General features: G+C 42.3%; 24 protein-coding genes, 2 tRNA genes and 1 pseudogene. 12 read left to right on the top strand and 15 right to left on the bottom strand.

All coding sequences use genetic code 11. The features are described from left to right. The first annotated feature begins 43 nt into the window (after positions 1–43). Positions 44–421, top strand: coding sequence for a response regulator (locus tag RM049_RS31675; RefSeq protein WP_322707002.1), 378 nt, complete (start codon positions 44–46; stop codon positions 419–421). A gap of 300 nt (positions 422–721) precedes the next feature. Here the strand turns inward: RM049_RS31675 and RM049_RS31670 are convergent, their stop codons facing one another. Both RM049_RS31670 and RM049_RS31665 read right to left on the bottom strand, forming a co-directional pair. Then, positions 722–1276 (bottom strand): pentapeptide repeat-containing protein, encoded by a 555-nt coding sequence (locus tag RM049_RS31670; RefSeq protein ID WP_322707001.1) that lies wholly within the window; start codon positions 1274–1276, stop codon positions 722–724. 114 nt (positions 1277–1390) lie between these two features. Continuing rightward, a pseudogene (locus RM049_RS31665) lies at positions 1391–2421 on the bottom strand (IS630 family transposase); the annotation flags it as partial. 321 nt (positions 2422–2742) lie between these two features. Between RM049_RS31665 and RM049_RS31660 the strand changes: the two are divergent. From RM049_RS31660 to RM049_RS31640, 5 genes are all read left to right on the top strand, one after another. Next, entirely contained in the window at positions 2743–3837 is a 1095-nt protein-coding gene (locus RM049_RS31660) for a phosphotransacetylase family protein (protein ID WP_322707000.1), read from the top strand. Positions 3838–3988: 151 nt separating this feature from the next. Continuing rightward, complete coding sequence (locus tag RM049_RS31655; RefSeq protein WP_322706999.1) at positions 3989–4900, top strand: helix-turn-helix transcriptional regulator; 912 nt, start codon at positions 3989–3991, stop codon at positions 4898–4900. An 84-nt stretch (positions 4901–4984) separates the two neighbouring features. Then, a complete protein-coding gene (locus RM049_RS31650) occupies positions 4985–5488 on the top strand; it encodes a hypothetical protein (protein ID WP_041565591.1) in 504 nt (167 codons plus the stop codon). Positions 5489–5638: 150 nt separating this feature from the next. Further along, on the top strand, positions 5639–6037 hold the full coding sequence (locus RM049_RS31645; RefSeq protein ID WP_322674352.1) for an MAPEG family protein: 399 nt from the start codon (positions 5639–5641) through the stop codon (positions 6035–6037). A 99-nt stretch (positions 6038–6136) separates the two neighbouring features. Then, positions 6137–6628, top strand: coding sequence for a YajQ family cyclic di-GMP-binding protein (locus RM049_RS31640; protein ID WP_322674351.1), 492 nt, complete (start codon positions 6137–6139; stop codon positions 6626–6628). Positions 6629–6692: 64 nt separating this feature from the next. Here RM049_RS31640 and RM049_RS31635 read toward each other — a convergent pair whose 3' ends face one another. From RM049_RS31635 to RM049_RS31625, 3 genes are read right to left on the bottom strand one after another with little or no spacing between them, the layout of a single operon-like run. Continuing rightward, on the bottom strand, positions 6693–7250 hold the full coding sequence (locus tag RM049_RS31635; protein ID WP_322706998.1) for a glutathione S-transferase family protein: 558 nt from the start codon (positions 7248–7250) through the stop codon (positions 6693–6695). 6 nt (positions 7251–7256) lie between these two features. Continuing rightward, positions 7257–7721, bottom strand: coding sequence for a hypothetical protein (locus tag RM049_RS31630; RefSeq protein ID WP_322674349.1), 465 nt, complete (start codon positions 7719–7721; stop codon positions 7257–7259). A gap of 11 nt (positions 7722–7732) precedes the next feature. Next, complete coding sequence (locus RM049_RS31625; protein WP_322706997.1) at positions 7733–7948, bottom strand: hypothetical protein; 216 nt, start codon at positions 7946–7948, stop codon at positions 7733–7735. A gap of 158 nt (positions 7949–8106) precedes the next feature. On the opposite strand from RM049_RS31625, the gene RM049_RS31620 reads away from it, so the two are divergent. Further along, complete coding sequence (locus RM049_RS31620; RefSeq protein WP_322686109.1) at positions 8107–8241, top strand: hypothetical protein; 135 nt, start codon at positions 8107–8109, stop codon at positions 8239–8241. Continuing rightward, complete coding sequence (locus RM049_RS31615; RefSeq protein ID WP_322706996.1) at positions 8216–8935, top strand: tetratricopeptide repeat protein; 720 nt, start codon at positions 8216–8218, stop codon at positions 8933–8935. The genes RM049_RS31620 and RM049_RS31615 overlap by 26 nt, the downstream gene beginning before the upstream one ends. A gap of 234 nt (positions 8936–9169) precedes the next feature. Here RM049_RS31615 and RM049_RS31610 read toward each other — a convergent pair whose 3' ends face one another. Next, positions 9170–9580 carry a hypothetical protein gene (locus tag RM049_RS31610; RefSeq protein ID WP_322674346.1) on the bottom strand — a complete coding sequence of 137 codons (411 nt, stop codon included), beginning with the start codon at positions 9578–9580 and terminating at the stop codon, positions 9170–9172. Between the two features lie 317 nt (positions 9581–9897). After that, positions 9898–10029, bottom strand: a complete 132-nt coding sequence (gene psaM, locus RM049_RS31605; protein ID WP_190912801.1) for a photosystem I reaction center subunit XII — start codon at positions 10027–10029, stop codon at positions 9898–9900. A 158-nt stretch (positions 10030–10187) separates the two neighbouring features. On the opposite strand from psaM, the gene RM049_RS31600 reads away from it, so the two are divergent. The 3 genes from RM049_RS31600 (at position 10188) to RM049_RS31590 (ending at position 15417) form a co-directional block, all read left to right on the top strand. Next, positions 10188–11459, top strand: coding sequence for an FGGY-family carbohydrate kinase (locus RM049_RS31600; RefSeq protein WP_322706995.1), 1272 nt, complete (start codon positions 10188–10190; stop codon positions 11457–11459). Positions 11460–11950: 491 nt separating this feature from the next. Beyond that, positions 11951–13129, top strand: coding sequence for a sulfate adenylyltransferase (gene sat / locus RM049_RS31595; protein ID WP_322700951.1), 1179 nt, complete (start codon positions 11951–11953; stop codon positions 13127–13129). A gap of 176 nt (positions 13130–13305) precedes the next feature. Next, positions 13306–15417, top strand: coding sequence for a caspase family protein (locus RM049_RS31590; RefSeq protein WP_322706994.1), 2112 nt, complete (start codon positions 13306–13308; stop codon positions 15415–15417). 128 nt (positions 15418–15545) lie between these two features. Here RM049_RS31590 and hisC read toward each other — a convergent pair whose 3' ends face one another. Then, a complete protein-coding gene (gene hisC, locus RM049_RS31585; protein WP_322706993.1) occupies positions 15546–16595 on the bottom strand; it encodes a histidinol-phosphate transaminase in 1050 nt (349 codons plus the stop codon). Positions 16596–16757: 162 nt separating this feature from the next. Between hisC and RM049_RS31580 the strand changes: the two genes are divergently transcribed. Next, complete coding sequence (locus RM049_RS31580; protein WP_322706992.1) at positions 16758–17522, top strand: methyltransferase domain-containing protein; 765 nt, start codon at positions 16758–16760, stop codon at positions 17520–17522. 123 nt (positions 17523–17645) lie between these two features. Here the strand turns inward: RM049_RS31580 and RM049_RS31575 are convergent. The 7 genes from RM049_RS31575 to RM049_RS31545 form a co-directional block, all read right to left on the bottom strand. Next, positions 17646–17718 (bottom strand) — tRNA-Ala (locus tag RM049_RS31575). A gap of 360 nt (positions 17719–18078) precedes the next feature. Beyond that, positions 18079–18152 (bottom strand) — tRNA-Met (locus tag RM049_RS31570). Between the two features lie 165 nt (positions 18153–18317). Then, on the bottom strand, positions 18318–20651 hold the full coding sequence (locus RM049_RS31565; protein ID WP_322706991.1) for a peptidoglycan DD-metalloendopeptidase family protein: 2334 nt from the start codon (positions 20649–20651) through the stop codon (positions 18318–18320). Between the two features lie 793 nt (positions 20652–21444). Continuing rightward, positions 21445–21906, bottom strand: coding sequence for a tRNA (cytidine(34)-2'-O)-methyltransferase (locus RM049_RS31560; RefSeq protein WP_322674339.1), 462 nt, complete (start codon positions 21904–21906; stop codon positions 21445–21447). A gap of 337 nt (positions 21907–22243) precedes the next feature. Then, complete coding sequence (gene gshA, locus RM049_RS31555) at positions 22244–23383, bottom strand: glutamate--cysteine ligase (RefSeq protein ID WP_322674338.1); 1140 nt, start codon at positions 23381–23383, stop codon at positions 22244–22246. Between the two features lie 211 nt (positions 23384–23594). After that, positions 23595–25394 carry a hypothetical protein gene (locus RM049_RS31550; protein ID WP_322706990.1) on the bottom strand — a complete coding sequence of 600 codons (1800 nt, stop codon included), beginning with the start codon at positions 25392–25394 and terminating at the stop codon, positions 23595–23597. A 266-nt stretch (positions 25395–25660) separates the two neighbouring features. Continuing rightward, complete coding sequence (locus RM049_RS31545) at positions 25661–25873, bottom strand: hypothetical protein (protein WP_322706989.1); 213 nt, start codon at positions 25871–25873, stop codon at positions 25661–25663. Between the last annotated feature and the right edge of the window lie 241 nt (positions 25874–26114).

The raw sequence follows: 26114 nt of genomic DNA, 5'->3' as shown, positions 1-26114 counted from the left end.
CAATTCCCAATTCCCAATTCCCAATTTCCAATTCCCAATTCTTATGAACCAGAAAATTCTAATTGTTGACGATGAACCCAATATCTTGATTTTGATGGAACAAGCCCTAGAAGCATTAGAAGACGAGGGTGTTGAAATTTTAACTGCTAGAAATGGCGAAGAAGCTCTCGAAACTATTAAAACTGAAAAACCAAATCTAGTTTTTCTTGATGTGATGATGCCGAAAATGAATGGTCTGCAAGTCTGCCATATTGTAAAACACGACCTGCAAATGACTGATATCTACATTATAATTTTGACAGCTAAAGGACAGGAATTTGATAAGCAAAAAGGAATTGAGGTTGGTGCAGACTTGTATCTAACTAAACCATTCCGCCCCAAAGAAGTACTTGAAAAATCAATGCAGGTGTTGGGTTTGTGAGGAAAATTATGAATGATTTTCATCAGCGATCGCTTCCAGTCCCCTGTAGCGATCGCAGTACTTTGTTTGTTGCGATAATTCATCCGTAATGGGCGTAGCTCGCTTCTGCAACTAGGCTATTTTGATTTGTAATCACCAGTTATTTTTAGAGAGAATTAAATACTTTTTAAACTTATTAAAAGTAGCAGCGATCGCATCTACTTTTGATCGGCTATTTCAAAGCTATCCGCACCTTTGATAAGTGAGAAAACTATAGAGACGAAGATTAATCAAGAGTCTTCAACAGAGAATACTTACTCTTCATTCACAAATTTGGCGATTATGAACAACACTACCATCTGAGTTAGTAGTAGTTGTGTACATAATAGCTCCGCTAATGTTGGCATTTTTAACACCAGTCAAATTAGCATCAGTGATGTTAGCACTGTTGAGAGAAGCTCCGCTCAAATCAGCGTTGGTGAGATTAGCACCAACCAAATCGGCAACATTCAAACCCACATTCTTGAGATTGGCTCCACTCAGGTTGGCTCTACTCAAAACGGCGGTGAACATTTCGGAACCACTAAAATTAGCCCCAACCAAGTTAGCTTCGTTGAAGATACACTCAGTCAAATCGGAACCACTCAAGTTGGCATAACTCAAGTCGGCACCTTCAAAGGTAGCGGAAATCATCATACTCTTACTGAAGTTAACTCCACTGAGATTAGCATCGGTGAAATCAGTGCCAGTAAAATCACCCTCACTCAAGTCGGCGCCACTAAGATTAATACCAATCAAATCGCTGCTACTCAAATCAACGTTCCTAAAATCTCTCTCTCCAGCAGCATACCTTTCCAGCAATTCTTCAACTTCCATAACTTACCTCTTGCATCAACTAACACGTATAAAGATAACCCACTTAATCTGTGGAACACTTTATTTGACCCTACCAACCCTTCCATAGCAACGAAGCTCTTAGATATAGGATTCCTATTTGATTTCTGAAAAAACTCCGTACATCTGAAGAGTGTCAAAATTAAAGGTCGTGTGTCCAATAAACCATTCAAACATCCACTTTAAATGAGAGAATGAAGGAACCAATGCACAAAAACGCCTCACCCAAGTTTTAGCTTGTAGCCAGATATCTTCAATCGGATTTTGTTCTGGACAGTTGGGGGCAAAGCGGACACAGTGTATTTTCCATTGTTCAGTTGGTAAGCCTTGATTTACCTCATCTAAAAAAGCTTTAATCTCCTTAGAACGGTGATAAGTAGCGCCATCCCAAAGAATTAATAATCGTTGTTGGGGGGATTGAACCATTAGATGTCGTAGATAATTAATGGTATTTTCAGAGTTGCCTGCTTCGTAAGCTTTTAATAGTAATTCTCCTTTGAGATAGTCAACTGCACCGTAATATGTTTGTTTTTGACGCTTGTTAACAACTGGGACAACAACTTCTTCATCAGTCCTTCCCCATATATAGCCATTCAAGTCTCCCCACATTAAATGACACTCGTCAATTAACAATACCCTGAGTAGACCTGTTTCTATTTCTTCTCTGTGGCTAGCCAACAATGTTTCAATTTCTTTTTTTCTGCAACAGCCTCTGGGTCTGATTTTGGATTCAGTTTTGTTGTTTTCTTCCAACTAATTCCGGCTGCATCAAACAAATCATAGTAACTTTGTTTTGACTCATAAACTACGTCATAATCAAATGCTAGTTTATACTCTAGTTCTCCAAACTCCCAGCAATTCTTCGTTTGTAGCCAAGTCAATACTTCCTCTGTTTGTTCCTTGCTCAAGTAACTGTTCCTTCCCTTGTGATTTAAAAGCAATCCTTCTATTCCATTACTCTCATAGGCTTGCTTCCAAGCTGTTATCGAACCCAAAGATACATCTAAAATTGTTTGAATTTCTTCATATCGGTAGCCTTGGTAAATCAGCTTGACTGCAAGAGCTTTCCTTACCTCACGGACATTTGAACCTAGAGCTATAAACTCCTGTAGCTCGGCGATCGCTTTTTGCTGATGCTGATTAGTCATTGTTCGCTGTTAGACAGATGTAACCCTCCGTATTTTCTCGTATTCTTTTTCAGAAATCAAATCGGAGTCCTATATTTAGTTTGGTATTTGTTAGGTAATGACAAATCTTCAAGAGTAGGTGTACAGGTTAGCAGAGCCGACATAAGGAAAGAAAACCTTACCCTTGCCTCTTGCTTGTTCAATCAGAAGGTAATTCTGGGAAAGCTTAATTTGTGAGAGCGGGAGGCTTTTGCCAGAAGGAACTAGAATTAGGAAACACCTAGCTGGGTTCTTCTGACTTTTGAAATTAGGAGTGCATGTGTGCCAAAATCCCCTAAATATTTGCTGATTGGATCGACCGAGAATTACAGCGGTAAATCTGCAACTGTTCTGGGTTTGTCTCATCAGCTACAGCAAAAAGGTCTGGATATTAGCTACGGTAAACCACTCGGTACGTCTTTCAATTCGTCTAGTGGAACCGTAATTGAGGAAGATGTCCAGTTCATCGCTCTTAGCCTCAATTTGCCGGAAAACCGCGTTGCACCTACAATGCTGGCTTTAGATGAACCAAATGTGCAAAAGCGCTTGCGGGGGGAAGACAAAACCGATTATCAAGAGTCCCTAATACAGCAATATTTACATAAGTCTCAAGGAGATTTAGTTTTACTGGAGGGGCCTGGTAATTTGTCCGAAGGCAATTTGTTTGACTTGTCTTTGCTGCAAATGGCTGAAGTATTGGATGCTGGTGTGCTGTTAGTAAGCCGCTATAAATCCTTGCTTTCGGTTGAGGCGCTATTGACTGCAAAACAGGGTCTGGGCGATCGCTTGATTGGAGTTGCGATCAATGATATCCCTGTCACCCAACTAGAAGCGGTTGAAACCCTCATACTACCATTTTTGGAACAGCAGGGTATTCCAGTGCTAGCAATGCTGCCAAACAGCGATTTGCTTCGCAGTGTGAGTGTTGGCGAACTAGTGAAGCAGTTAAAGGCTGACGTTCTCTGTCGCAACGATCGCATGGATTTGTTGGTGGAAAGTTTAGCAATTGGAGCGATGAATGTCAATTCAGCTGTAAAATATTTCCGCAAACGCCGGAATATGGCAGTGGTGACAGGAGGCGATCGGGTGGAAATTCAGCAAGCGGCTTTAGAAACTTCTACCCAATGTTTAATTCTCACCGGGCAACTACCACCCCCACCGTTCATTCTCAGTCGCGCTGAAGAACTAGAAATCCCCATTTTGTCTGTTGACTTAGATACCCTCACTACTGTAGGAATTGTCGATCGCACTTTTGGTCAAGTCCGCGTCCACGAGCCGATTAAGGTTCAGTATATTCGCCAGTTGATGTCCCAGCATTTTGACATTGACCGCTTGTTATCCAAACTAGGTTTAACTCCCGCAGCGGCATTGTCTTAGATTCATAAGTGTATTGAAGGAGGCAGGAGGCAGGAGACAGAAGGAGTAAATCATCCGGGATCGAATCCCGGATGATTTGAAGCTACTGAAGTAAGGAATTCAGTGGAGTCTTATTAGTGATGGCTATAGAAGTCACTGGAACTAGGAAAAAATGGATTTAACGGCAATTGATCCCCTGAAACTACCCTCGCTTCCATTGGAGAAAAAAGCTGATCTCCCTGACTGTCCAGCCATCTATTTCGCGATTTCTGGTTCTGGGGAAATTCTCTACATAGGCAGAACTGCTGATCTTGCACGTCGTTGGATATCACATCATAGATTTAAAGAACTCATTGATTTGGGAAATGTCAAGTTAGCTTGGCTACAATGCGTAGATCCTTCCATTCTGAAAACTCTTGAAGCCAAGTTGATTTATGCACTCAAGCCAAAGCTAAACGAACAACTGCCATCAAGCAATACACTTTTTTCTTATCTTCACAAAGCCAACCAAAGTACAAGCCCGATAAAAATACAAGGTAGCAAATTAGTGCACGCAATCTTAGCGGCTCTGGTTGACGCACCCTGTAGTGGGTATGATTTAGCAAAACGATTCGATGGCTCTGTAGGCTTTTTCTGGTCAGCAAGTCACCAGCAGATTTATCGGGAGTTGGCGAAGCTAGAAGATCAAGGCTGGATCAGTTCCAAGTCGATTCTTCAAGCAGGGCGGCCAGATAAAAGGCTCTACAGCGTTACAGGTTTGGGAGAACAGCACCTCAAAGAGTGGATTGCTCAACCTTGTGAACCCACACCGATTAAAGATGATTTACTGGTAAAAATTTTTGCTGGTCATATTGTTCCTAACCAAACCATCTTGGCAGAGCTAGAACATCACCAACAAGCCCATATAAAAAAATTGTCTACGTACAAGAATTTAGAACAGCGTTACTTTCAGAATCCGCAAGAACTGCCAGAAACAGCCAAATTTCAGTATTTTACTCTCCTAAATGGCATTAGTTACGAAACACATTGGCTAGCCTGGTGTAACCAAGTAATGGAGTTACTGAAGCAAACAACCGAAAATTAGTAGCAATGTTTAACTCAAGTTTTCCTCGCATCTACACGCTGTTTGGTAAAATATCTGGGTCGTTTAATCTGATTATCCCCATCTTTGAGCCAATCAACAGACCTTATTAACCTCGATACATTAGCGCAAGAACTGGCGACAATCCAGCAAACGGGTTCTAAAAGAATTGCCTTGCTCGGTTCTCGTCATGTCCCGATTACGCATCAGAATCTTATTGAAATGATGACTTATGCCCTAGTTTTATCGGGTAATCGAATCATTACTTCTGGTGCTACAGGTACAAATTCAGCTGCCATCAAGGGAGCAACACGGGCTGATGCAAATTTGTTGACGGTGATTCTACCCCAAAGTCTGGAACGCCAGCCTTTGGAATCACGCCAGCAACTAGAACAGGTAATGCATCTAGTCGAAAATCCCAGTAATGATAATTTGTCTCTTGCTGAAGCTAGTTACTTATGCAACAAGGAAATTGTTTCTCGTTGCCAGCAACTTATCTGCTTTGCGTTTCATGACAGTCGCACCCTGTTGCAAACCTGTCAAGATGCAGAAGAACAAAGAAAAGTGGTGACGCTTTTCTACTTTGATTAGTCATTTGTCATTCGTCTGTTGTCATTTGTCCTTTGTATTTGACTAATGACCGATGACTGATGACCCTTACGGGTTCGCCAGTCACTCATGGGGGAAACCCCCAAGACCGCGCTGGCTCAGTGATGACTAATAACCAACGACTAATAAGTAATGATAATTTTTTTGTACTCGATCGCTGCTGCTGCATTTCTCATTTATGTGCCATTTTTGCTAGTAGCTTATGCCCGTGCGCGTATTGGTTATGAAATGTTTTCTACTCCTCGCGCCATGTTTGATAAATTGCCACCTTATGCCCAACGGGCTACTTGGGCACATCAGAACACCTTTGAAGCCTTTATGATATTTTCCGCAGCCGCATTGATGGCTTATGTAACTGGTGTAAATTCTTTTACAGCCCAAGTAGCGGCGATCGCTTTTGTGGTGGCTCGTTTCCTATACTCGATTTTTTATATTTTGAATATACCCCTTTTGCGATCGCTCATGTTTGCTATTGGCATACTTGGCTGTGCCACTCTCTTTTTCTTGAGTATCGTCCAAGCTACTAGTTAATTGGGGCATGGAAACTGGGGACTGGGGAAGAGTTTTCCCAATCCAAAATCGTTCGACTGAGCGAAGTCGAAGTCCAAAATCTAAAATCCAAAATGTTTTATGGCTTCTACTTTTTCTTTTGACATTGTGAGCGACTTTGACCGACAAGAGTTGGTTAACGCTGTCGATCAAGTTATACGAGACATCAAAGGTCGTTACGACCTCAAAGACACTGAAACTACTGTCGATTTAGTTGAAGAAAGCATTAACGTTAGTACTGACAGCGAGTTTACCTTAGATTCTGTACACACCATTCTGCGAGAAAAAGCTGCCAAGCGTAACCTCTCCCAAAAAATCTTTGATTTTGGCAAGGTTGAATCAGCCAGTGGCAATCGCGTACGTCAAGAAATCAAACTCAAAAAAGGCATCAGTCAGGAAATCGCCAAACAAATTTCCAAATTGATTCGGGACGAATTTAAAAAGGTACAAGCTTCAATTCAAGGGGATGCTGTGCGGGTTTCTGCCAAATCTAAAGATGACTTACAAGTAGTCATGCAGCGTTTAAAACAAGAAGACTACCCAGTTGCTTTACAATTTACAAATTATCGTTAAAAGATTCGTAATTCGTAGTTAATTAATTCAATTACGAATTACGAATTACGAATTACGAATTATTTTAAGTCCGTCCGCCAATACTTCTTTGAAATGCCGGACGCTCAGATAACTGCTTCATATAGTTCAACACCGCTGGATAGGGGCTGAGGTCTAGCTTTAGTATCATGGGAATGTAATTCAAAATAGACCCCACTGCTACATCAGCGACAGTGAAATCATTGCCAAGTAAAAAAGGTTGCTTACTGAAAATTTCATTTAAGGGAGTCAACAAGCGGGGCATTTCCCGCTCCCGATTTGCTTCTACAAAAATCCCTGGGCCAAGGGTAGCATTGGCAAACAACACCCATTGGGAAAATACAGCACGTTGCTCTGGAGAAAGTGGAGTTTTACTGTGCTTATCGGCAAGATATAGCAAAATTGCCCCAGATTCCCAAAGCTGAAAATCTCCATCAACAATTGCTGGGACTTTACCAAATGGGTTGATTGCTAAATATGCAGGCTGGAGGTGTTCACCCGCCTGCATATCAAGCTTAACGAATTCGTAGGGAATTCCTAATTCCTCTAAATACCAGTGGACAATTGACGCTCGACTACGAGCGCCACCGTAAAGTTTTAGCATAATGACTTAAAGCACTTTATGAGTGTGAGAATGCTGTTTAATATTGTCTTCTTTGGTGACAACTCTGGCAGCATTTAAAACCCGTTTCCGCTCAATTGAATATTTAAATTCAGTGTAGTTTGTACCCAAGGGAATCAGAGATTTTGCAGATTCACGACGCTTATAGGTACGAGCTGCTGCAAATACCCGTGGTACAAATTCTTCTCCAAACTGAGCCGACTCTGGAAAGCCATCTGGTAACAGTGGTGAATCGCCATCCAGTACAGATCCCAAAGTTGTGGCATGAGCCAGCTTATAAGAGGTAGGAATGCCCTTTAAAAGCGCTTCCAAAGCCGCAGAGGGAATCGGTTCTATAACTTCGATTTGATAAACTTCTCCATCTTCTTTGACGAAGCAGGTTGCCAAGCCGATTGCAATGTAATCATCGGTTGCTAAATCAGGGGCATTGGGATAGGAAATTGCAGTTGTCATCGGGAAATTTCTCAAAATTTAAAAATTGAATTTAGGGAATGGGGCATTGGGCATTGGGCATGAGGCATTGGGCATTGGGCATTGGGCATGGGGCATTGGGCATGGGGCATGGGGCATTGGGGATTATTATTTCCCTTGTCTCTCTCATCTCCCTGATTTTCCTTGCCACCAGTCACCGTCTCCTCTGTTCTCATCTCTAAATGAACGGCTTGTTGGCATTCTACCAATTTGCTGCTCTCACTACTTGACTAGTCTTTAAGATTAACGTCTGCTATTTCTGGAATTCATCTTCGGGATCGAGTATCTATGAATAGCTTTGAGGAGCAATTGTTTATTTAAGGGGTAGATTTCTACTGGTGTGAGTAGTTTAAATCTCAGTCTTCAGATGGCTTCAAGTAACCATAAGTACCTTGAAAATAAAGATGGTGGTAAAACCACCAGCCTTAAAAAATTAGATTTTTATTTAAAAAAGCAGGGATTTCAAGCAGGGAAAGATGAATATTTACTCATTTTTAGCTGACGATGACCAGCGAAGTAACCAATACAAGTATGTTCTAAATACTACAAGCAAACTTCAAGAGCAAAGGAAAAGCGATCGCAGCGAATCTATTTTTGGGGATAGCGACTTGCGCTCTTGTGCTTTGAGGTTGGCTCAACAAAAAGATTATACCGAAGCGATCGCACTTTTAAGCCAACTAATTTTCCGCCATCCCGACAATGCCGTTGATTACAACAACCGAGGGTTAATTTATTTCCAAAGTGGCGAAAGGGAAAAAGCGCTTTACGACTATAACACTGCCCTTAAACTCAATCCTTATTTGGCTAGTGCTTATAATAACCGCGCAAATTACTACGCAGCTTGTGGAGAATTAGCAGTAGCTATTGCCGACTACGATCGAGCGATTGATTTGAAACCTCACCATGTTCGGGCGTGGATTAATCGAGGCATTACCTGGCGCGATTTGGGGCAATACGAGGTGGCAATTGAGAATTTTGAGCTAGCACTGCTTTTAGGTCAACTAGAAGGTCATATCTGGGCTGAACGCGGCAGGACTTACCATCTTTGGGGCGACTGGAATTGTGCGATCGCTGATTATCGTCGCGCCCTCACTCAACTACCCTCTCTCGACAATGATAAGGATATTACTGGTTGTCGCTTGCGTTTACAACTCGAAAATTGGTTAGACGAGTTACTATCTCAATCAGCGTCCTAATTGGTAGATTAGTTCTTCTGGGGGATTTAAAATTCAAAATAATTGATTAATTTTGAACTAGAGTTTAGTGACGCTGTATCGCTAATAACTAATAGATGATAACTATATAGCTATTCAAAAATTAGCTATTAACCATTTTAACCATTATTTATTAGCAATAATATAAATTAACACCCGGTTTAGACGTAGCCTAAATCACAATAAACCTAAATAATCCCAAATTCGCCATTTGTCTTAGGGTGACGAGTCTGTTTGCTCATCTTCTCGGCGATCTTGATTCATCAACACGATCTGACGCTGGCTGGGATCGAATCGGTATCCTTGTCTTTGTCTGATAATTTTAGCTTCTTGGGGATCAAAGTTACGGCTAAATTCCGCCTGTAAACCATTGACGTGTCCTTCCATCAGCTTGACTTCAGTACTCATTTCTCGCAATTTTTCTTGCTGCAACCAATGATAAGGCAAGAGTTGTGTTAATGCAGATGCTGCAACGGCTGTAATCACAAGATTGACCGCTATTTTGGCTGTGCTTTCTAGTGCCATCACCTTGTAAGAACGTTGACGAAGATGCCGCTTTGGTCGAGAAATGACCCGGCGTTTTTGTATAGGTTGTAACGGGGGTCTGGAGGGTTGAATCGCGTTCATGATGCTAAAAGATAACCTCGCTTAGTGAAGGGAAGTACTATCAAGAGTGCTGAGTTATGAGTTATGAGTGCTTAGTGAGATTTCCAACTCAGCACTCAGCACTTAGCACTCAGATGCCAGCACTCCTGAATGCTTGATTTAGCTGTCATATTACTTCATTTTTTTGAAATAGCTACAAGTGTCGCACTAGTGAAAAAATAACCTGGCTTACGTAAGTGCAAGGTTTCTAGGTACTTGTGACATAAAGCCATAAAGTCTGGAAATTGCACCCCGTACTGCCAGGATTATTAGCTTTTTAACTGTGTCACATCGGAGCGTTATTTGTAAAGTTCTGTGGCTAATCGCCAAGCCAGAACTCCTGGGATCAAGGCTACAACTAGAGCGATGTAGACTTGAGTATCTGAGATGGAAGACACTTGAGCGATGTACAGAGTATCTAAGATAGGCATGGCTGAAAACCTCCTAACCTGAATTGATTTTGAACAGTTCGTTTACTACTTTTCCTTGTTTTGCCAGAATTGTGGAATATCTTGTTACAAGATGCAACAAAAGCAGTTATTGATCGATAGTTCTTATTTATTCTCCATTAAAAAAATTTATAAAAATTATGAATTTATATCTGGGTATCGACTTCGGCACATCTGGCGGACGCGGTGTGGTGATTGACGAGGAAGCCTCTTGTATTCAGAGAGAGGTGCGATATCCCTTCGATGGCTCACCAAATGCCGTTACGCCAAAAATTTGGCAGGAGGCTTTGTTTGCGTTGGTGGAACAAATACCCGATCAATTGCGGCGAGAAATTAAAGCGATCGCAATTAATGGTACTTCCTCTACCGTCTTGCTGGTCGATGCTGCTGGCAACCCTGTAGATGCACCATTGCTATATAACGATGCGCGGGGATCGTTAGTACTAGAGCATTTGAGGAGTATTGCACCCCCCAATCATACTGTGTTGAGTGCCACCTCTAGCCTAGCCAAACTTTTGTGGATGAGACAATTACCTTCTTTTAATGAAGCTAGATATTTCCTGCATCAAGCAGATTGGCTGGCGTTTCTGCTGCATGGACAGTTGGGTATTAGCGATTACCATAATGCTTTAAAGCTGGGTTATGACGTAGAAAAGTTGAAATACCCAGAATGGCTACAAAAGCTAGAAATACCGATTCAGCTACCCAAAGTTTTAACTCCTGGGACTCCCATTGCCGAATTGCGTTCTGAAATTGCGGACAAGTTTGGTTTAAGTCGTAATTGTCTGGTGTGTGCTGGTACAACCGATAGTATTGCCGCTTTTCTTGCCAGTGGGGCAAAATTACCTGGTGAAGCCGTGACTTCCCTTGGTTCAACGTTGGTACTAAAGTTGTTAAGTCGTACCCGTCAAGAAGATGCCAGATATGGAATTTACAGCCATCGGTTGGGTGATTTGTGGCTGACTGGGGGTGCTTCTAATACTGGGGGTGCAGTACTAAAGCAATTTTTCACCAACCCTGAGTTAGCAAGCCTTAGTCGGGAGATTGATGCTTCAATTGCCAGCAAGTTAGATTATTATCCGTTGTTGAAGGTAGGCGATCGCTTTCCGATTAACGATCCCAATCTATCCCCACGTTTGTCACCACGCCCAGATAACCCAGTAGAATTTTTGCATGGGTTGTTAGAAAGCATTGCCCGCATAGAAAGCCAAGGGTATGAATTATTACAACAAATGGGAGCAGATAAATTGAGCCGTGTTTATACCGCTGGTGGTGGTGCGGCTAATGATACTTGGACTGCGATTAGGGCACGTCATTTGCAGGTTCCTGTAGTAGCGTCAGCGTACACAGAAGCAGCTTACGGGACAGCACTGTTGGCGATGGGGAATGGAAGAAGCTTTGAAAAAGAGTAATTGTGTACCTATATTTTTGTAGATATCTTCTAAATCAGTATCTATCCCAGTGACAATCGACATATCTCGGCCGATACTGGGATGATTAGATACCGGACTATAGATTCCAGGTTCATTATCTGGGCAGCTATTCGGGGATGGGTGCTTCGCAGCAAGCGAATGTCATCGATCCCCTTTACTAATTACTGGTATAAATTATGAGGGATTAGGAGAAAATCGAAAGGTTTTTGAAGAAGGTTTGATCTGCGCGATCGAGATTATCATCTAGGGAAAAGGTAAGGCTAAGGACTCGGATTCGATCGCTTTTAATATTTAGTTTGCCCCATACCCCTCGGTCACTGAGCGTAGTCGTTCGCGCAGCGTCTCGTAGAGAAGTGCTGCTCCTCTGCCTCTTGTACCCAATGCCTAAACTATTTTTCTCTACGTACCAGCATTTGATAAGTTAGTACATAATCTGAAACAATAACAGTAAAAGCAGAGAGGGGATTAAGTTGAGTCACAATCCAGATGCCATAGCCCCCCACGGTGGACAGTTGGTTAACCGTATCGCCACATCAGAACAAAGAGCAGAGTTTCTCTCAAAAGCTGACTTTTTGCCACGAGTGCAACTTGACGATCGCGCCGTTTCCGATTTAGAAATGATTGCGATCGGTGCTTTTAGTCCGCTGACGGGTTTTATGAACCAAGAAGACTACGATCGCACTGTGACAGAAATGCGATTAGCTAACGGTCTTGTGTGGTCAATTCCGATTACACTATCGGTAAGCGAAGAAGTAGCTTCCCCGTTGCAAGAAGGCGGCTTAATCCGTCTGGATAACTCCAAAGGCGAATTTATCGGAGTTTTGCAACTTACGCAAAAATATCATTACGACAAAATCCGCGAAGCAATAAAAGTCTACCGTACTAATGATGTCAATCATCCCGGCGTACAGGTACTCTATAACCAAGGTAGCGTACATCTGGCGGGTGATATTTGGTTGTTGCAACGCGAACCTCATCCCCAGTTTCCCAGTTACCAAATCGATCCAGCGGCCTCACGGCAACTATTTCAAGACAAGGGTTGGAAAACTATCGTCGGCTTTCAAACTCGCAACCCCATCCACCGCGCCCATGAATATATTCAAAAGTGTGCCTTAGAAACTGTTGATGGTCTATTTTTGCACCCATTAGTCGGGGCGACAAAAGAAGATGATATCGCCGCTGATGTGCGGATGCGCTGCTATGAAATTTTGCTGGAACACTACTACCCCTTAGACAGGGTAACTTTGGCAATTAATCCCGCCGCAATGCGCTATGCTGGGCCTCGTGAGGCGATCTTCCATGCCTTAGTCCGCAAAAACTACGGCTGTACTCACTTTATCGTCGGACGGGATCATGCTGGTGTTGGTGACTATTATGGCACTTATGATGCTCAGTATATCTTTGATGAATTTGCGCCAAGCGAATTAGGCATTGTGCCAATGAAATTTGAACACGCCTTTTACTGCACGCGCACTAAGCAGATGGCAACATCTAAAACCAGTCCCAGCAGGCCAGAAGAACGCATTCACCTATCAGGGACAAAAGTTAGGGAAATGCTGCGGCGCGGTGAGTTACCTCCACCAGAATTTTCTCGTCCAGAGGTAGCAGCAGAGTTAGCACGGGCAATGCGTATAGAAGTAACGGCTTAGGGCATTGGGCATTGGGCATTGGGCATTGGGCATGGGGATTGAATTTTGAATTTTGAATTTTGAATTTTGAATTGATTTCTCCCCTGCCCCTCCGCTCCCCAGATTTTTGTAACTTTACAATACAGAGTTCAGCCCTGTAAGCTGCTAACTGAATGGCTGAGGGCTGATAGCTAATTATGAAACGTCGCACGTTTTTAGAGAGAATTGGCTCAATACTCGCGGTATTGGGCATAACTGAAGCTGAGTGGTTGTCTTTAGGAAATCGCTATTATCAAGCTTTGGCACAACCCAGTCCGCGCAAGTTGGCATTGTTAATTGGTATTAACCAATACCCAAAAATTCCAGCCCTCAGTGGTTGTCTGACAGATGTGGAACTACAAAGAGAAGTTTTGATTCATCGCTTTGGTTTCCAAGGCTCAGATATCCTAACCTTAACTGAGGAAGAAGCTAGTAGGGAATTCATTGAGACGGCTTTTTTAGATCGCTTGAGCAATCAAGCTAAACCCGATGATACGGTCTTCTTCCACTTTAGCGGTTATGGCAGCCGTGTCAAATTGGAAACATCGCCAGAGACAATGCAAAATGCTCTGGTGACAGCTAATGCCAGTTTTGCTTCACAAGAAGAGAAAATAGTCAACTATATATTAGAAGAAACTTTACTGCTATTATTGCGATCGCTCCCTACAGAACGAGTCACAGCAGTATTAGATACTAGCTATTATGCGCCAACCCCAGTATTAGGATTAAAAAGTCGTGCCCTTCCAGAATCAGTAGAGGCAAAGCTAGCAGCAGAAGAACTCGACTTTCTTCAACAACTTAAAACTCAGAAGTTACCCAGCACGCCGATTGTCTTAGCAGCTACCTCAAATCCCAAGCAGTCGGCGAGGGAAGAACTCTTTTCTGGTTTTAGTGCTGGGTTATTTACCTACGCCTTGACGCAGTATTTGTGGGAATTCACCCCAAATACCAAAATTCAAGTCGCCCTCTCGTATATGGAAAATTCTCTATCCAAATTGGGTAGTAAACAGCAACCAGGGTTATTAAGTAGTCAAAAAAATCAACATTTAACGTCTCTACCGCCAGACAGTATTATTGGTGCAGAAGGCGCAGTGACAGCCATTGAAGAAGATGGCAAAACAGTCCAGCTGTGGTTAGCAGGATTACCGCCACAAGTGCTGCTATACTACGGAGTTAATTCTCGATTTACTTTAGGAACAACAAGAGAAGAATTAGTATTGCGATCGCGGACTGGGTTAACAGCAAAAGCGCAAATTTCCCAAATAGAAGGTGCAAATCCTTTACAAATCGGGCAACTTATCCAAGAAGCAGTCCGCGTTTTACCCCGAAATATTAATTTAATAATTGCTCTGGATACTGGATTAGAAAGAATTGAGCGCGTAGACGCTACAAGTGCTTTTGCTGGATTTCCCCATGTCTCCACCGTAGTCGCAGGGGAAAAACCGGCTGATTATCTATTTGCCAAACTACAGCAAACACCTAGTCGTTATGGTTTATTTTCTCTGAGTGGCGAACTAATTTCTAATGCCACGGGGGAAGCAGGAGAAGCAGTAAAATCAACAGTGCAAAAGTTAGCACCAAAATTATCAACCTTGTTAGCAGCCAAGTTATGGCGACTGACAGAAAATCAAGGTTCTTCCCGCTTGGCTCTTAAGACAACCTTAGAAATAATTAACAACATATCGCCTCGCGTTATCATGCAGCGCGAAACAGTACGAACTTTCAAAACAGAAACTTCGATTCAAAAATCACTCCCTACTCCGATTGTCCCTATCGGTAGTCAAATGCAATATCGGGTAGAAAACCAGAGCGATCGCCCAGTATATTTAATCTTGCTAGGATTAAACAATAATCATACAGCGATCGCCTTCTATTCTTGGGAAACTCTCCAAGAACCAAACACCGCAGACACCAAACCTCTGCTTAAAGAAGTTGTCATCGCTCCAGGTGAAACCCTTACCCTACCCCAAACAAATACTGCTTCCGAATGGATGATTTCAGGGCCAGCTTCTGAGTGCGAACACCAACTGATTTTTAGTACTGCCCCCTTTAACGGAACTCTGGCCGCCTTGAACACTGCCAAGTATTCCACAGCCGAACAAGGGCCAATTGGCCCATTGTTAAATTCCTTAGAAGTTGTACAAGCCTTGCTACAAGACTTACATAACGCTAGTGCCTTCAAAACAGAGATGAACGTTACAGCAGCCGATTCACATAGCTTGGATGTGAATAATTGGGCAAGTCTTGGCTTTAGTTTTCAAGTGCTATAAGTTAATGTGATTGAAGAAGAATGCATAATTCAGAATCAAGACATTCTCTACGAGACGCTGCGCTATTTGCTTTTTACAATCAGAATGAATTCTGACTTCTGACTCTGCCTTATCCTAACGACAAATATTTACACCCACCTACTTAGTGCCTCTACTAAAGCTTGATTTTGCTCATCTGTCCCAACAGTAATGCGTAATTTATCATCTAATCCAGGCTGCTTGAAGTAGCGGATTAAAATTCCCCGTTCCTTCAATTTTTGATAGAGATATTCTGCATTTCCTTCTCTTGGCTGCGCCAGCAAAAAGTTAGCTTGGGAATCCCAGATGTGAAAACCTAATTGTTTCAAGTCTATTGCTAACTTAGTCCGTGATGCTTTAATCTTGGCTACACAAGCATTTTTATAAGCTTGGTCAGTGATGGCAGCCGTGCCAATTGCACAAGCGATCGCATCAATGTTATAGCTATCTTTAATCTTAAACAATCCCTGCAAAAGTTTAGGATTCGCCACCCCAAAGCCCAATCGCAATCCTGCCAACGAGTACCCCTTAGATAGCGTCCGAAGCACAATGACGTTTTCGTGTTCCTTAACCAAAGCCAATGCATTCTCTTCGGTAAAATCTATGTATGCTTCATCGATTGCTAAAACTCCAGATAACTGGCTGGCTAGTTTTCGTAAATCATTTGTTGCTACCACATGTCCCGATGGACTATTGGGCGACGCAATAAAGGTCACAGCCCCATTGGCAGCAACTAATTCGTCCTTTGGTAAGCTGTAGTCTTTGCTGTAGGGAATCTCAATAATTTCCGCCGCTTGCATTTCTGTCAATGTCCGGTATAGCACGTAAGTAGGGATCGGATAAACTACCTTTTTCCCAGGTTCAGCACAGGCTCGAATCACCACACTTAACAATTCGTCACTGCCATTTCCGACAATTATCCAATCACTAGGAACTCCTAAAACTTTACTTGCAGCTTGCCGAAATTCCCCCCCAAAAGGTTCTGGATACCGCCGCAACCACTCACCATCAATATTTCGTAACACAGCTAATGCCGCAGGAGAAGGAGGATAGGGATTCTCATTGCTGTTAAGTTTAATAATCTGTGTACCACGTTGAGGCTGCTCGCCAGGAACATAGCTAGCCATTGCATCAACATTAGAGCGAAAATAGTTGGTCATAGGGCATGGTAAATTGAGTGGGATGTCTACGACGGGCGTAGCTGCGACACCTTATGACGTATCTTAAGCAAATTTCAACCCGCAATTTCTGACGAGATCGTTTTTTGTCATTTACATCAGAAAATACGGCTTTATAAATTACGAATTACGAATTATAAAAATATGTCAGATAAATGGAATCCAGAACTATACGAACGATTTCAAGCTGAAAGAAGTCGTCCATTCTACGACTTGGTAGACATGGTACATCGGCAAGAAAACTTACGAGTTCTTGATTTAGGGTGTGGAACCGGAAAGTTAACTAAATATCTGCATGAAACGTTAGCAGCACAGGAGACTTTAGGGATAGATGCTTCTGAGAAAATGCTGGAAAAGGCGCGTCAGTTTGAAGGCCATGGACTACGGTTTGAGCAAGGACGGATTGAGAAAAACCCAATAGATGGGGAGTTTGATGTGATTTTTTCTAATGCAGCATTGCAGTGGTTGACGGGACATGAGGTTTTATTTGAGAAATTGCGGGCAAAACTGCGACCTGGTGGACAGCTTGCCGTACAAATACCAACGATGGATAGTGAGCCAGTGCATCAGATAGCAGTTGAGACTGCACAGGAATTCAGTCAAGAATTAAGAGGATATGTGCGGCGTTTAGAGGTACTTCCTCCAGAAACATACGCCCGAATGCTTTATAAATTGGGGTTTGTCCAGCAGGAAGTCAAGCTTCAAATTTATGGGCATGTGTTGCCCTCACGAGAAGCCGTAGTGGAGTGGTATCGCGGGACATTGCTAACGGCTTATGAGTCCCTACTGGATGCCCAAACCTATGAGAGATTTGTCGAACGCTATCAGCAGAAGCTATTCGAGTTATTAGAGGATGAGCGTCCGTTCTTTTTTCCCTACAAGCGCATCTTAATGTGGGGGCGTATTTAAGAAACTGAAACTAGTTGTGATTTCAAGCATGATCTTGCTTGATTTGGAAGATAAAGTTGCAGAAGTTGTCCAACTTCTCCTTTAAATCACAAAAACAGGTTTTGAACAGCTGTGTTTTAATAGTGGAGCTAAGCGGATTCGAACCGCTGACCCCCTCAATGCCATTGAGGTGCGCTACCAACTGCGCTATAACCCCAAAACTACTAGTAGATAAGCTTAAAAAGCTTACTAATTAGTTTTATAAATTGTATTAGCTTTATTATTATGCAAGTTTATGCAATTTAAGTCAAGACACCTATATTAAGTTATGTGGATGCGATCGCCATCAGTTACGCTTGTTATCAAAATGCCCTGTCTGTGAAAAACCCTTTCCTGTTCTGGCTTTATAGATAAACGGACAATGCCAGAAATTGCAGAATATCAAAAGCATTACTAACTAAGAGAACTTGTCTTAACAAGTCACTGTACACAGTCGATAAGTCTCTAATATTGCGACATTAATTTGTGAATGTACACTAGGAGTTGAAACCCCTATTTTGTTATTGCACTTTTAAAATGGCTCAGGTCGGAGTTGAACCAACGACCCCAGGCTTATGAGTCCCGTGCTCTAACCAACTGAGCTACTGAGCCATGTTTTTCAAAATCATTAACTAATATAGCATAGAAATTTGCTCAAGACTAGTCCATTTGGCAATTTTGTTAGAACTTTCATCCTTATTGAGGTAATAAAAGTAGAAGAGGGAGGTAGACTCCCTCAACTAACAAAGCAATGATTTAGTTACAGACAGCCAAGAATTATAGGCGTTGCGGTAACATAGCTATTGGGTTAACAGCACCCTTGCCTGATGGATGGATTTCAAAGTGGGTGTGTGGCCCAGTGCTGTGACCAGTGCTACCCATTAAAGCAATTGTTTCTCCCTGATGTACTGCCTGACCAGGTTGCACCAGAATCTTGCTGTTATGAGCATAGCGAGTCGTGCTGCCATCAGGATGGCGGATTTCGACGAGGTTGCCATAGCCACCATTGTTCCAGCCAGCTTTTTCTATCGTCCCCTCAGCTGAAGCTACAACTGGCGTGCCAGTGGAGTTAGCAACGTCAATTCCTTTGTGCATTCTACCCCAGCGCCAGCCATAGCCAGAAGTTAGGGTTCCCTTTGCTGGCCAGGTGTAAGCTAAGGTTGAGGAAGATGGAGGAGGTGTAAGTTCGTCAATGGGTCTGGGAAGATATTGATCCACTGCTGCCAAAGGTGGTAATACCTGTGGAGAAACTGTGGTTCCTCGCATCTTTCCTAAGGAGTCAGAGGCATTTACTTTTCCAGGAGGCGTTGCCACCCTTGTGGCAGATTGAGTGCGAGAGGGAGTCCACTGGCTAGCAGAACCCAGATTAGGCAAGAATTCTGGGTTTACTACTTCGGTAGGGCGTACAGTAGTATGGAATTGGGACTTAGGCTGAACGCTATAGTTAGCCCGAATCGGTGTCGGAACTGGAATTGGTATTGCTACACTATTCGGTCTAGATGCAGGGTTAGGTACACTTAAATTATTGGGCGTAGAAATAGGAGTGAGTATAGCAGCATTATTTGCTTCGATCGCTGCTGCTGGCACAACTAAATTACCAGACTGTTGAGCGCGATATTTCTGCTGTAACCTCTGGATTTCCGCTTGTAAGCCCCGCAAACGGTCATTATTGTTATTGTTTACCCTTGCTACCCTATTTGCTGGTGTCTTCGGCTGTTGCATTTCGGCAAAAGCTTGTGGCACTGGAATGTCACCACCGACGCCATAAGACTTAGCTGTGGGGGGGGCAGTTTCTAAGTCGGTTGCACTATTTGCCTGAATCTGTACAGTTACCGGTGCAGGAACGGCAACGCTACTGTTGTCGGCAATAGTTGGTGATGGTGAACTAGGTAGATATGAGTTAGCACTACCAATATTCAAAGGGGAGGTAGCAACATTAGGAGTTTTGCTAGACTCTACAAAAGTGGGCTGACTCGCTACAGTTGCCTCAACTTTAACGGCAGGAATTTGAACCGCAGGAATTTGAACCGCAGGAGTTTGAACCGCAGGAATAACTAGTTTTTGACTAATTCGCAGTTCATTGGGATTATTGAGGTTATTTGCTTTAACTAGTTCTGATACTGAAGTGTTGTATCTGCTGGCGATCGCTGCTAGTGTATCTCCAGGTTTAACTTCATAAGCTGTATGCGTCGAGGAGGCAATCACTATTGGCGCCGATGGTACAGATGCACTTGTCTGTGGCTTCTGTTTTAACTTCGATACCAAATTCGCTTGGCTTGCATCGTTAGAAGTGTCTGACTGGACTGCTAATGCAGTCTTCTCAACCACAGTTGTCGGCTGCGCCAATTCTATATCAGCTTGTGATAAATTTTTGGTCTCTCCAGACTGCAACTGCGCCAGACTCTTTCTTAAACGGTTCGATTTTTCTTGTAAGCGATTTAGTGCGAACTCTTGTTGCGCCTTGAGTTGTACATTTATTTCACTGTTAGCTGCGGTTGACGTTGCCACTGTTTGTGGCTGGGCAGTTAGTGATGTATTTGTACTATCAACACCATCAGCACTATAGTCAGACAGCTTATTGACTGTTGGAAAACTAGTTTCGGCTAAGGTATTGTTCAATCCCTGTGCCATTTTGGGCTTCAGGTTAGTGGAATTTTTATAACCTGCTGTTGTTTGAGAAAACTTGTTTGATGCAGGAACTTGCAAAGATATTCCACTTGCCGCGACTTGCCATTTAGCTTCAAGCCCAGGCACTTGTGATACTGCCGTTGGTTCCACGATTACAGGATTTTCCGGCACGCTCGCTGATGAGACTGCTTGGGACTCCAGCTTTGTGGAGGCGAATTTCACGTTGGTGTCAGGAACAGCAGGAATCGCTGAAGTTGCCTTTTGGCTACCTACTGGCACCGCTGCTTGGGCTTGATCGCTTTGTCGAGTCACCAAAAGGCTGGTTGCTCCCATAGAGATTGCCAAGCCAATCATCGCCGCTTTTGTCCGCACCCGGCTGTTCACTTTTGGATTCATCACATTTAGCAGTTCTACCGGGGCATCATCGCTGCTAGGGGTATTGTTCAACACAGCTTTTACTCTCTTTTTCAATGCTCGTTTCAAAGACGACCTCCTTACGATCACTAGCGCTTAACTAACCTCGATTTTTCAGTTGGATACTAGTCAATGATTTAGATCGCAACAAATGATAGATCGAGATCACATTCACCAGAGATGCTTACGCAAGATTAACCTGCTTCTCTGATTTAGACAAGTTCACATCTGTTTGCAAAACTTAAATTTTGCTGTGTTTACTTGTCCGAACCACTCCTAACACCACTTAGGACGATTTTACTCTTTACCATTATCCGCGCTTGTCTTGCGTCAATCGCGGGGACTGGACAAACTATTTGCCAAGTCCAAGTCGCTGCTGAAAATTAAATTGCGGCGACTTCTGGAAAAGTTATGCCCCCTGCTGTAGATATCTTCAAGATATTTCTACCCCATCCGTCTTCATCAACACGAGACTTTACGTTGATTATTCCCTAAAAAACAACCGTATTAACTATCGGCTACTTTTGAGCTAATTTCTGTCCTCGATCGAGCAAAAATAGCTCAAATGCAATACATGACTGGATTTTAGCAATTTCGTTCCTAGTTTAGAATGTTTTAAATTCATCAAAATCTATCATTCAAATTCGGCAATATTCCAAGTTTCATATACAAATTTCTTATAATAACCTTACTATACTTGTAAGTATCTTCCACTACATTTCGCGAATAATTTAATTTTTTGGTATATTGTTTTACATATTTTTGCTGTGAGCGAGAAAATTTTTGCAGTCACAAATAAATCGTCTAATAGGTTTTTGGAAAGCTTATAAGTAAATACACTTATAAACAGTCATGTAAACAACTATTCTAAATAGCCTAACTGACGACGGGTTTCAAATAAGCCTATTGCTACACTCACTGACAGGTTCAAGCTGCGAACCCCTGGTTGGCTCATGGGAATATAGACGGTAGCATCGCAATCTGACAGAATTGCTGGTGGTAAGCCTGTGGTTTCACTACCAAACAGTAGCCAATCATCAGGTTGAAACTGAAAGCTTACATAATTACAATTTCCATTAACCGTATAACCCAACCATCTGCCACCACGCCTCTGATGTACGGTTTTAAAGGCTTCTAGTGATTCGTGATAGTGTAGTTTCACATAAGGCCAGTAATCTAAGCCGGCTCTTTTGAGGTAGCGATCGCTAATTTCAAACCCCAAAGGCCCCACCAAATGCAGCTCTGTACCTGTAGCTGCACAAGTACGGGCAATATTACCTGTATTAGGAGGTATCTGCGGGTTCACTAAAACTACCTGAGGCATTATCCGTATAATTTAAGTATTGTATAAAAAAAATTATGGTCAATGTTAAATCTACCAAAAGGTAGAGGCTATTCATAGGTTTTGTTAATAATAATCAAGCATCCTCTATCGATTAGATTTTTAAAAGGAAGTACAAACAATCCCAGATCAATGCCTGAGAGGATATTTGGCTACAATCGGGAAATATTAAGTCTTGTGTAGAGAAAGTAAGTACTTGTGTTTTTTAAGGCTGGTAGTGCCTGCAAAAAAATCTACCATTTGTATGAAGACGAAAGTTGAGAGATAAGGGAATAAAACAAAGTGTTTTCTCAATGTTCAATCCCCAATGTCTTTTGAGTTAACCCAGCAGAGACGAACATAATTTGTCTTCGAGTTCGATTTCGCGCTCTTGGGTGGCAATAATAGCCTGAGTGATGACGCGTTGGCTGTCAAAACCGACTGCGTGTAATTGCAACCACTGTTGAGCTTCATTGCCTTCGCGGAGGATTTTGTGCAAAGGCGAAAGGAAACAGCTAAAACCTTGTTGCTTGGCGATCGCCCAAACATCTTGGTAAATTTCGGCAATCCAATCTCTGGCTACAATACTTCTGCCATCTTGCCAATGCCTCAACTGAGCATCAAGACTACCAGCAGCAGCAGCAGCTTCGTTGTCAGCAGTCAGGGTGACGAGTTCTTCAGCAGAGAAAGTGCTTTGGGTTAACGGATCGATGCTGGGGTTTTCGATTATTTGCAACAAACGCGCTTCTAATAAGGCAGTAATAGCCAATAAGGCAATAGGATCTGTGACTAAATCGCAAATTCGCAGTTCTAGGCGATTCAAGTCATAAGGACGGCGGTCGCCATTTGGTCGCACCGATGCCCACAAATGCCTTACATTTTGCATGGTTCCGGCAACGAGTTGATCTTCCACCCACTGGATATGATCGGCGTGGCTGGCAAATAAGGGCACATGGCTGGGCGTTTGTGGGAAAACGCCCCAACGGGTGGAGTGATAGCCAGTAGCTTTGCCATCCAAGAACGGAGATGAAGCGCTGAGGGCGAGAAATAAGGGCGCTTCCATACGGATTACCCGACACGCCCGCATCAATACTTCTGGGTCGCTGATGCCGACATTGATGTGTACGCTAGCGGTGACTACTTTCGTGCCGTAGGTGTTCTCAATGTAATCATGATAGGGGTTTGCTGGATCGGAACGGAGAAAGCGATCGCCCCCACCCAAAGACAAAGTACTCCCTGGTATTAAGGTGTAATCGCCCAAACGATTGAGGTAGTTTCGCAACTCCCGCCGGGGACGCAGCAAGGCACACAATAAATTTTCGTAATTATGGGATGGTTGAGTTATGTACTCGACGTTGCGGCTATCTGGTTCGCGCATAAATCCATCCAAAGCCGCAACAATTTTGTCGGAGAGACCGACGATTTCACCTTGAGGCGTGCCCGTGTACATCTCAATCTCAAAGCCTTTTAATAAGACCACCTTGTTCTCCTCGGCTCTCTCTACCTATAAATTGTATCGAACAAGACGAATCTCTGGATCTATCTTTAAGTCAATCAAAGGTTAAGAATCATTTAATTGACAATCCCCGCGAAATCAAGACGGTATATTTCAGACGGCATATTTCTGGATTGTCTTTGAGAAATTATTACTATTGGAGTAGGAAAAATCTTCTAGTGTAGGTTATATCATGCTACAAAATAAAATCATTGGGTGAATCACTCTCTTGAACAATCTTGAGACGTATAAACTGCGCCCATACTTCATCACTAAGTAAATTTAAAGCAGTTTCGGGATTGTTAATTGCGATCGCGCCGATCGCTTGACGCCATCTCTGTTGCAATAAATCAATAAAAGTCTCTTCGATAGAAACTTGACTCAGCAAAGAAAGTGCAGTTTTAAAACTTGTTGAATCACTTGATAAGTTTTTTGACTTTAATCCCTGTATTGCTACATTCAACCATACAGGCAGAAGTTCAAGCCAATTGTTTTTCTGTATCTCTTTTAGTGCAATCTCTTCCATACTTAGCGCACCCCAGATACATAAAGACTCTACAGCCAGTTGAGAATCACGGTTTTCGAGAGCATTTTGCCATAATTTCTGAGCGTGATTTTGGAAGCGATTAGCGAGAAATTCATAAGCTTCCTGGACTTGAAGGGGAATTGTCACTTGATAAACTGACTCGTCTAGTGGTAGGTAATTACCGCGATAAGATAGCCAGTTATGAGAGCCGCAAAGATAGATTTTTCGATCGACTATTACTTCTTTGACATGGGAATCTCCCAAACAAAAAACCTGTACGGATGGTAAACCATCAGGTGTTTTTATCGCTCGAAGGTTTTTTTCCACTTCTGGTGGAATTGGTTTATCCTCATTTTCTAGTTGCCGCGTAATTCCATGTCCAATTAAAATCCATACTCCGCGATTAGCTAATTTCTGTAATAGAGTCAGAAATTTTTCATTAATAACTGCTTGATTCACCCAAGGATAATAAATCAGAACTTGGCTTTTCGCCGAATTTAAAACTTCTAAAAAAGCTTGGCTAATTTGTCCATTTCGTAACTGAATTGCTTGACCTAATACTGACTTTTTAGAGTTTTCTAGAGCCTTTGTACGAATATCTTTGAGTCTAGCTTCTATTTCAGTATTTTTCAGCTTAAGAATGGTTTCACGTTCACAATTGATGGTTTGAATTGACAAATTACATAATTTTTCTAAAGAGATTTTACCTTCATTATGTAACACTTCTAACCAATTGGCTGCTGACTTTAAAATTTGTGTTCCATTTCTTATTTGAATACTCAAGTTATCTTCAAAAGCATCAAGTATAATGAAAATCGATATCTTTCTCCAAATTTTTTGAGTTGAAGCTAGCACCTTACAGGAAGTGACAATTTTTCCTTTTTCTGGTACATGAAGTGCTAAACCTGAAGCTTGAATGTTTGTTTGAATTTGCTCAAGCGGTAAGGAAGTAATATCAGCAATTGTATTATCAATAGTTATAAAATCTGCCAAATCAGGCAAATTTATTACTGTCTCATTTAAGGATTCAGATTGAAAAGTTATTTTGTCGCTTAAAGGGTCTGTAATAGCATTAATTTGTACAGGATATGGCGGCAGTGGTACAGACCCTTTTTCATAAAATGAGCGCCCTTCAGGAGTAACTGTTAGTGGCGATGTTGGTGATAGAGTTTGTAAGGAACGAAGAGTTGCAGTAGTAGTTTTAATAAATACAGAATCCAGCCCAAGTACAGAGGCTAATTCATCTTCTGTTGGCGGAGGTTGAAATTCAATAGCAGCACGGATGATAAATTCTTCGAGTACGTTAAACTGGCGGGGTTCTTTAATGCTCAGTTCTACCGGAGTTTGAAGCAAACTATAACGTAATTGACGCGCTACTAAAACTGATAATCTAGGACTTTGCGCTTCAATTTCGTCTACAAAATTTTTGAGATTGTCATCAATGGGTTTAGCAGAAGAGGCTAGAAACATCAACGTAACAAGATTGAATAATTCAATTTATACAAATACTTGTAACCTATGAGGCAAACTAATTTTATGCTTTCAAAAAATATTGGTGACGACTAGCCTACCAAAAATCCAGCATCAGTCAGACAATTTTGGATTTTAGATACTTCGACTTCGCTCAGTACAAGTTTTGGATTTTGGATTGACCCCATAGATAAATCTAGGGGCTTGGGAATTTTAGATTTTAGATTTTAGATTAACTCCATAGATGAATCTAGGGGCTTGTACCATCAAGGAATGTCGGTTACAAACATTAGCAGACCATAAATTGCCCCAGGAATGGTCATTGTAGGACTGTTCAGTAATGTAGGTGTAGAAGCGATTGCGATCGCGAGTGTCCGATTTTGAATTCCTACTTCTACTGTAATTGCTGTAACACGTTTTTCTCCTAATCCGGTTAAAGTAGCGATCGCAAAACCTAAAGTTATTGCAACTATATTCAAAACTAGAGTTGCCTAGCCCACATCTATGACATCACAAACAATAGCGTCACAGAAAGAGCAACATCACCCCCAGCCAAAAACGTAATCATATTACTTCCATCCTTAACCCGCGTTGGTAACAATAAAAGTACCTCTGGATTTTACCGTATTCCCGTTAAAATTTTAGTTAGGGAACTCCAAAAAATAGGGAGCATCCAGTTTTGGCAGAAATACTCAAATAGCAAGTAAACCATTGAGATAA

It is taken from the genome of Nostoc sp. DedQUE04, from assembly GCF_034530995.1.
GTDB lineage: Bacteria > Cyanobacteriota > Cyanobacteriia > Cyanobacteriales > Nostocaceae > Nostoc.
Note: the sequence above shows the minus strand (reverse complement) of the source record. Positions and strands in the feature narration are given on the sequence as shown.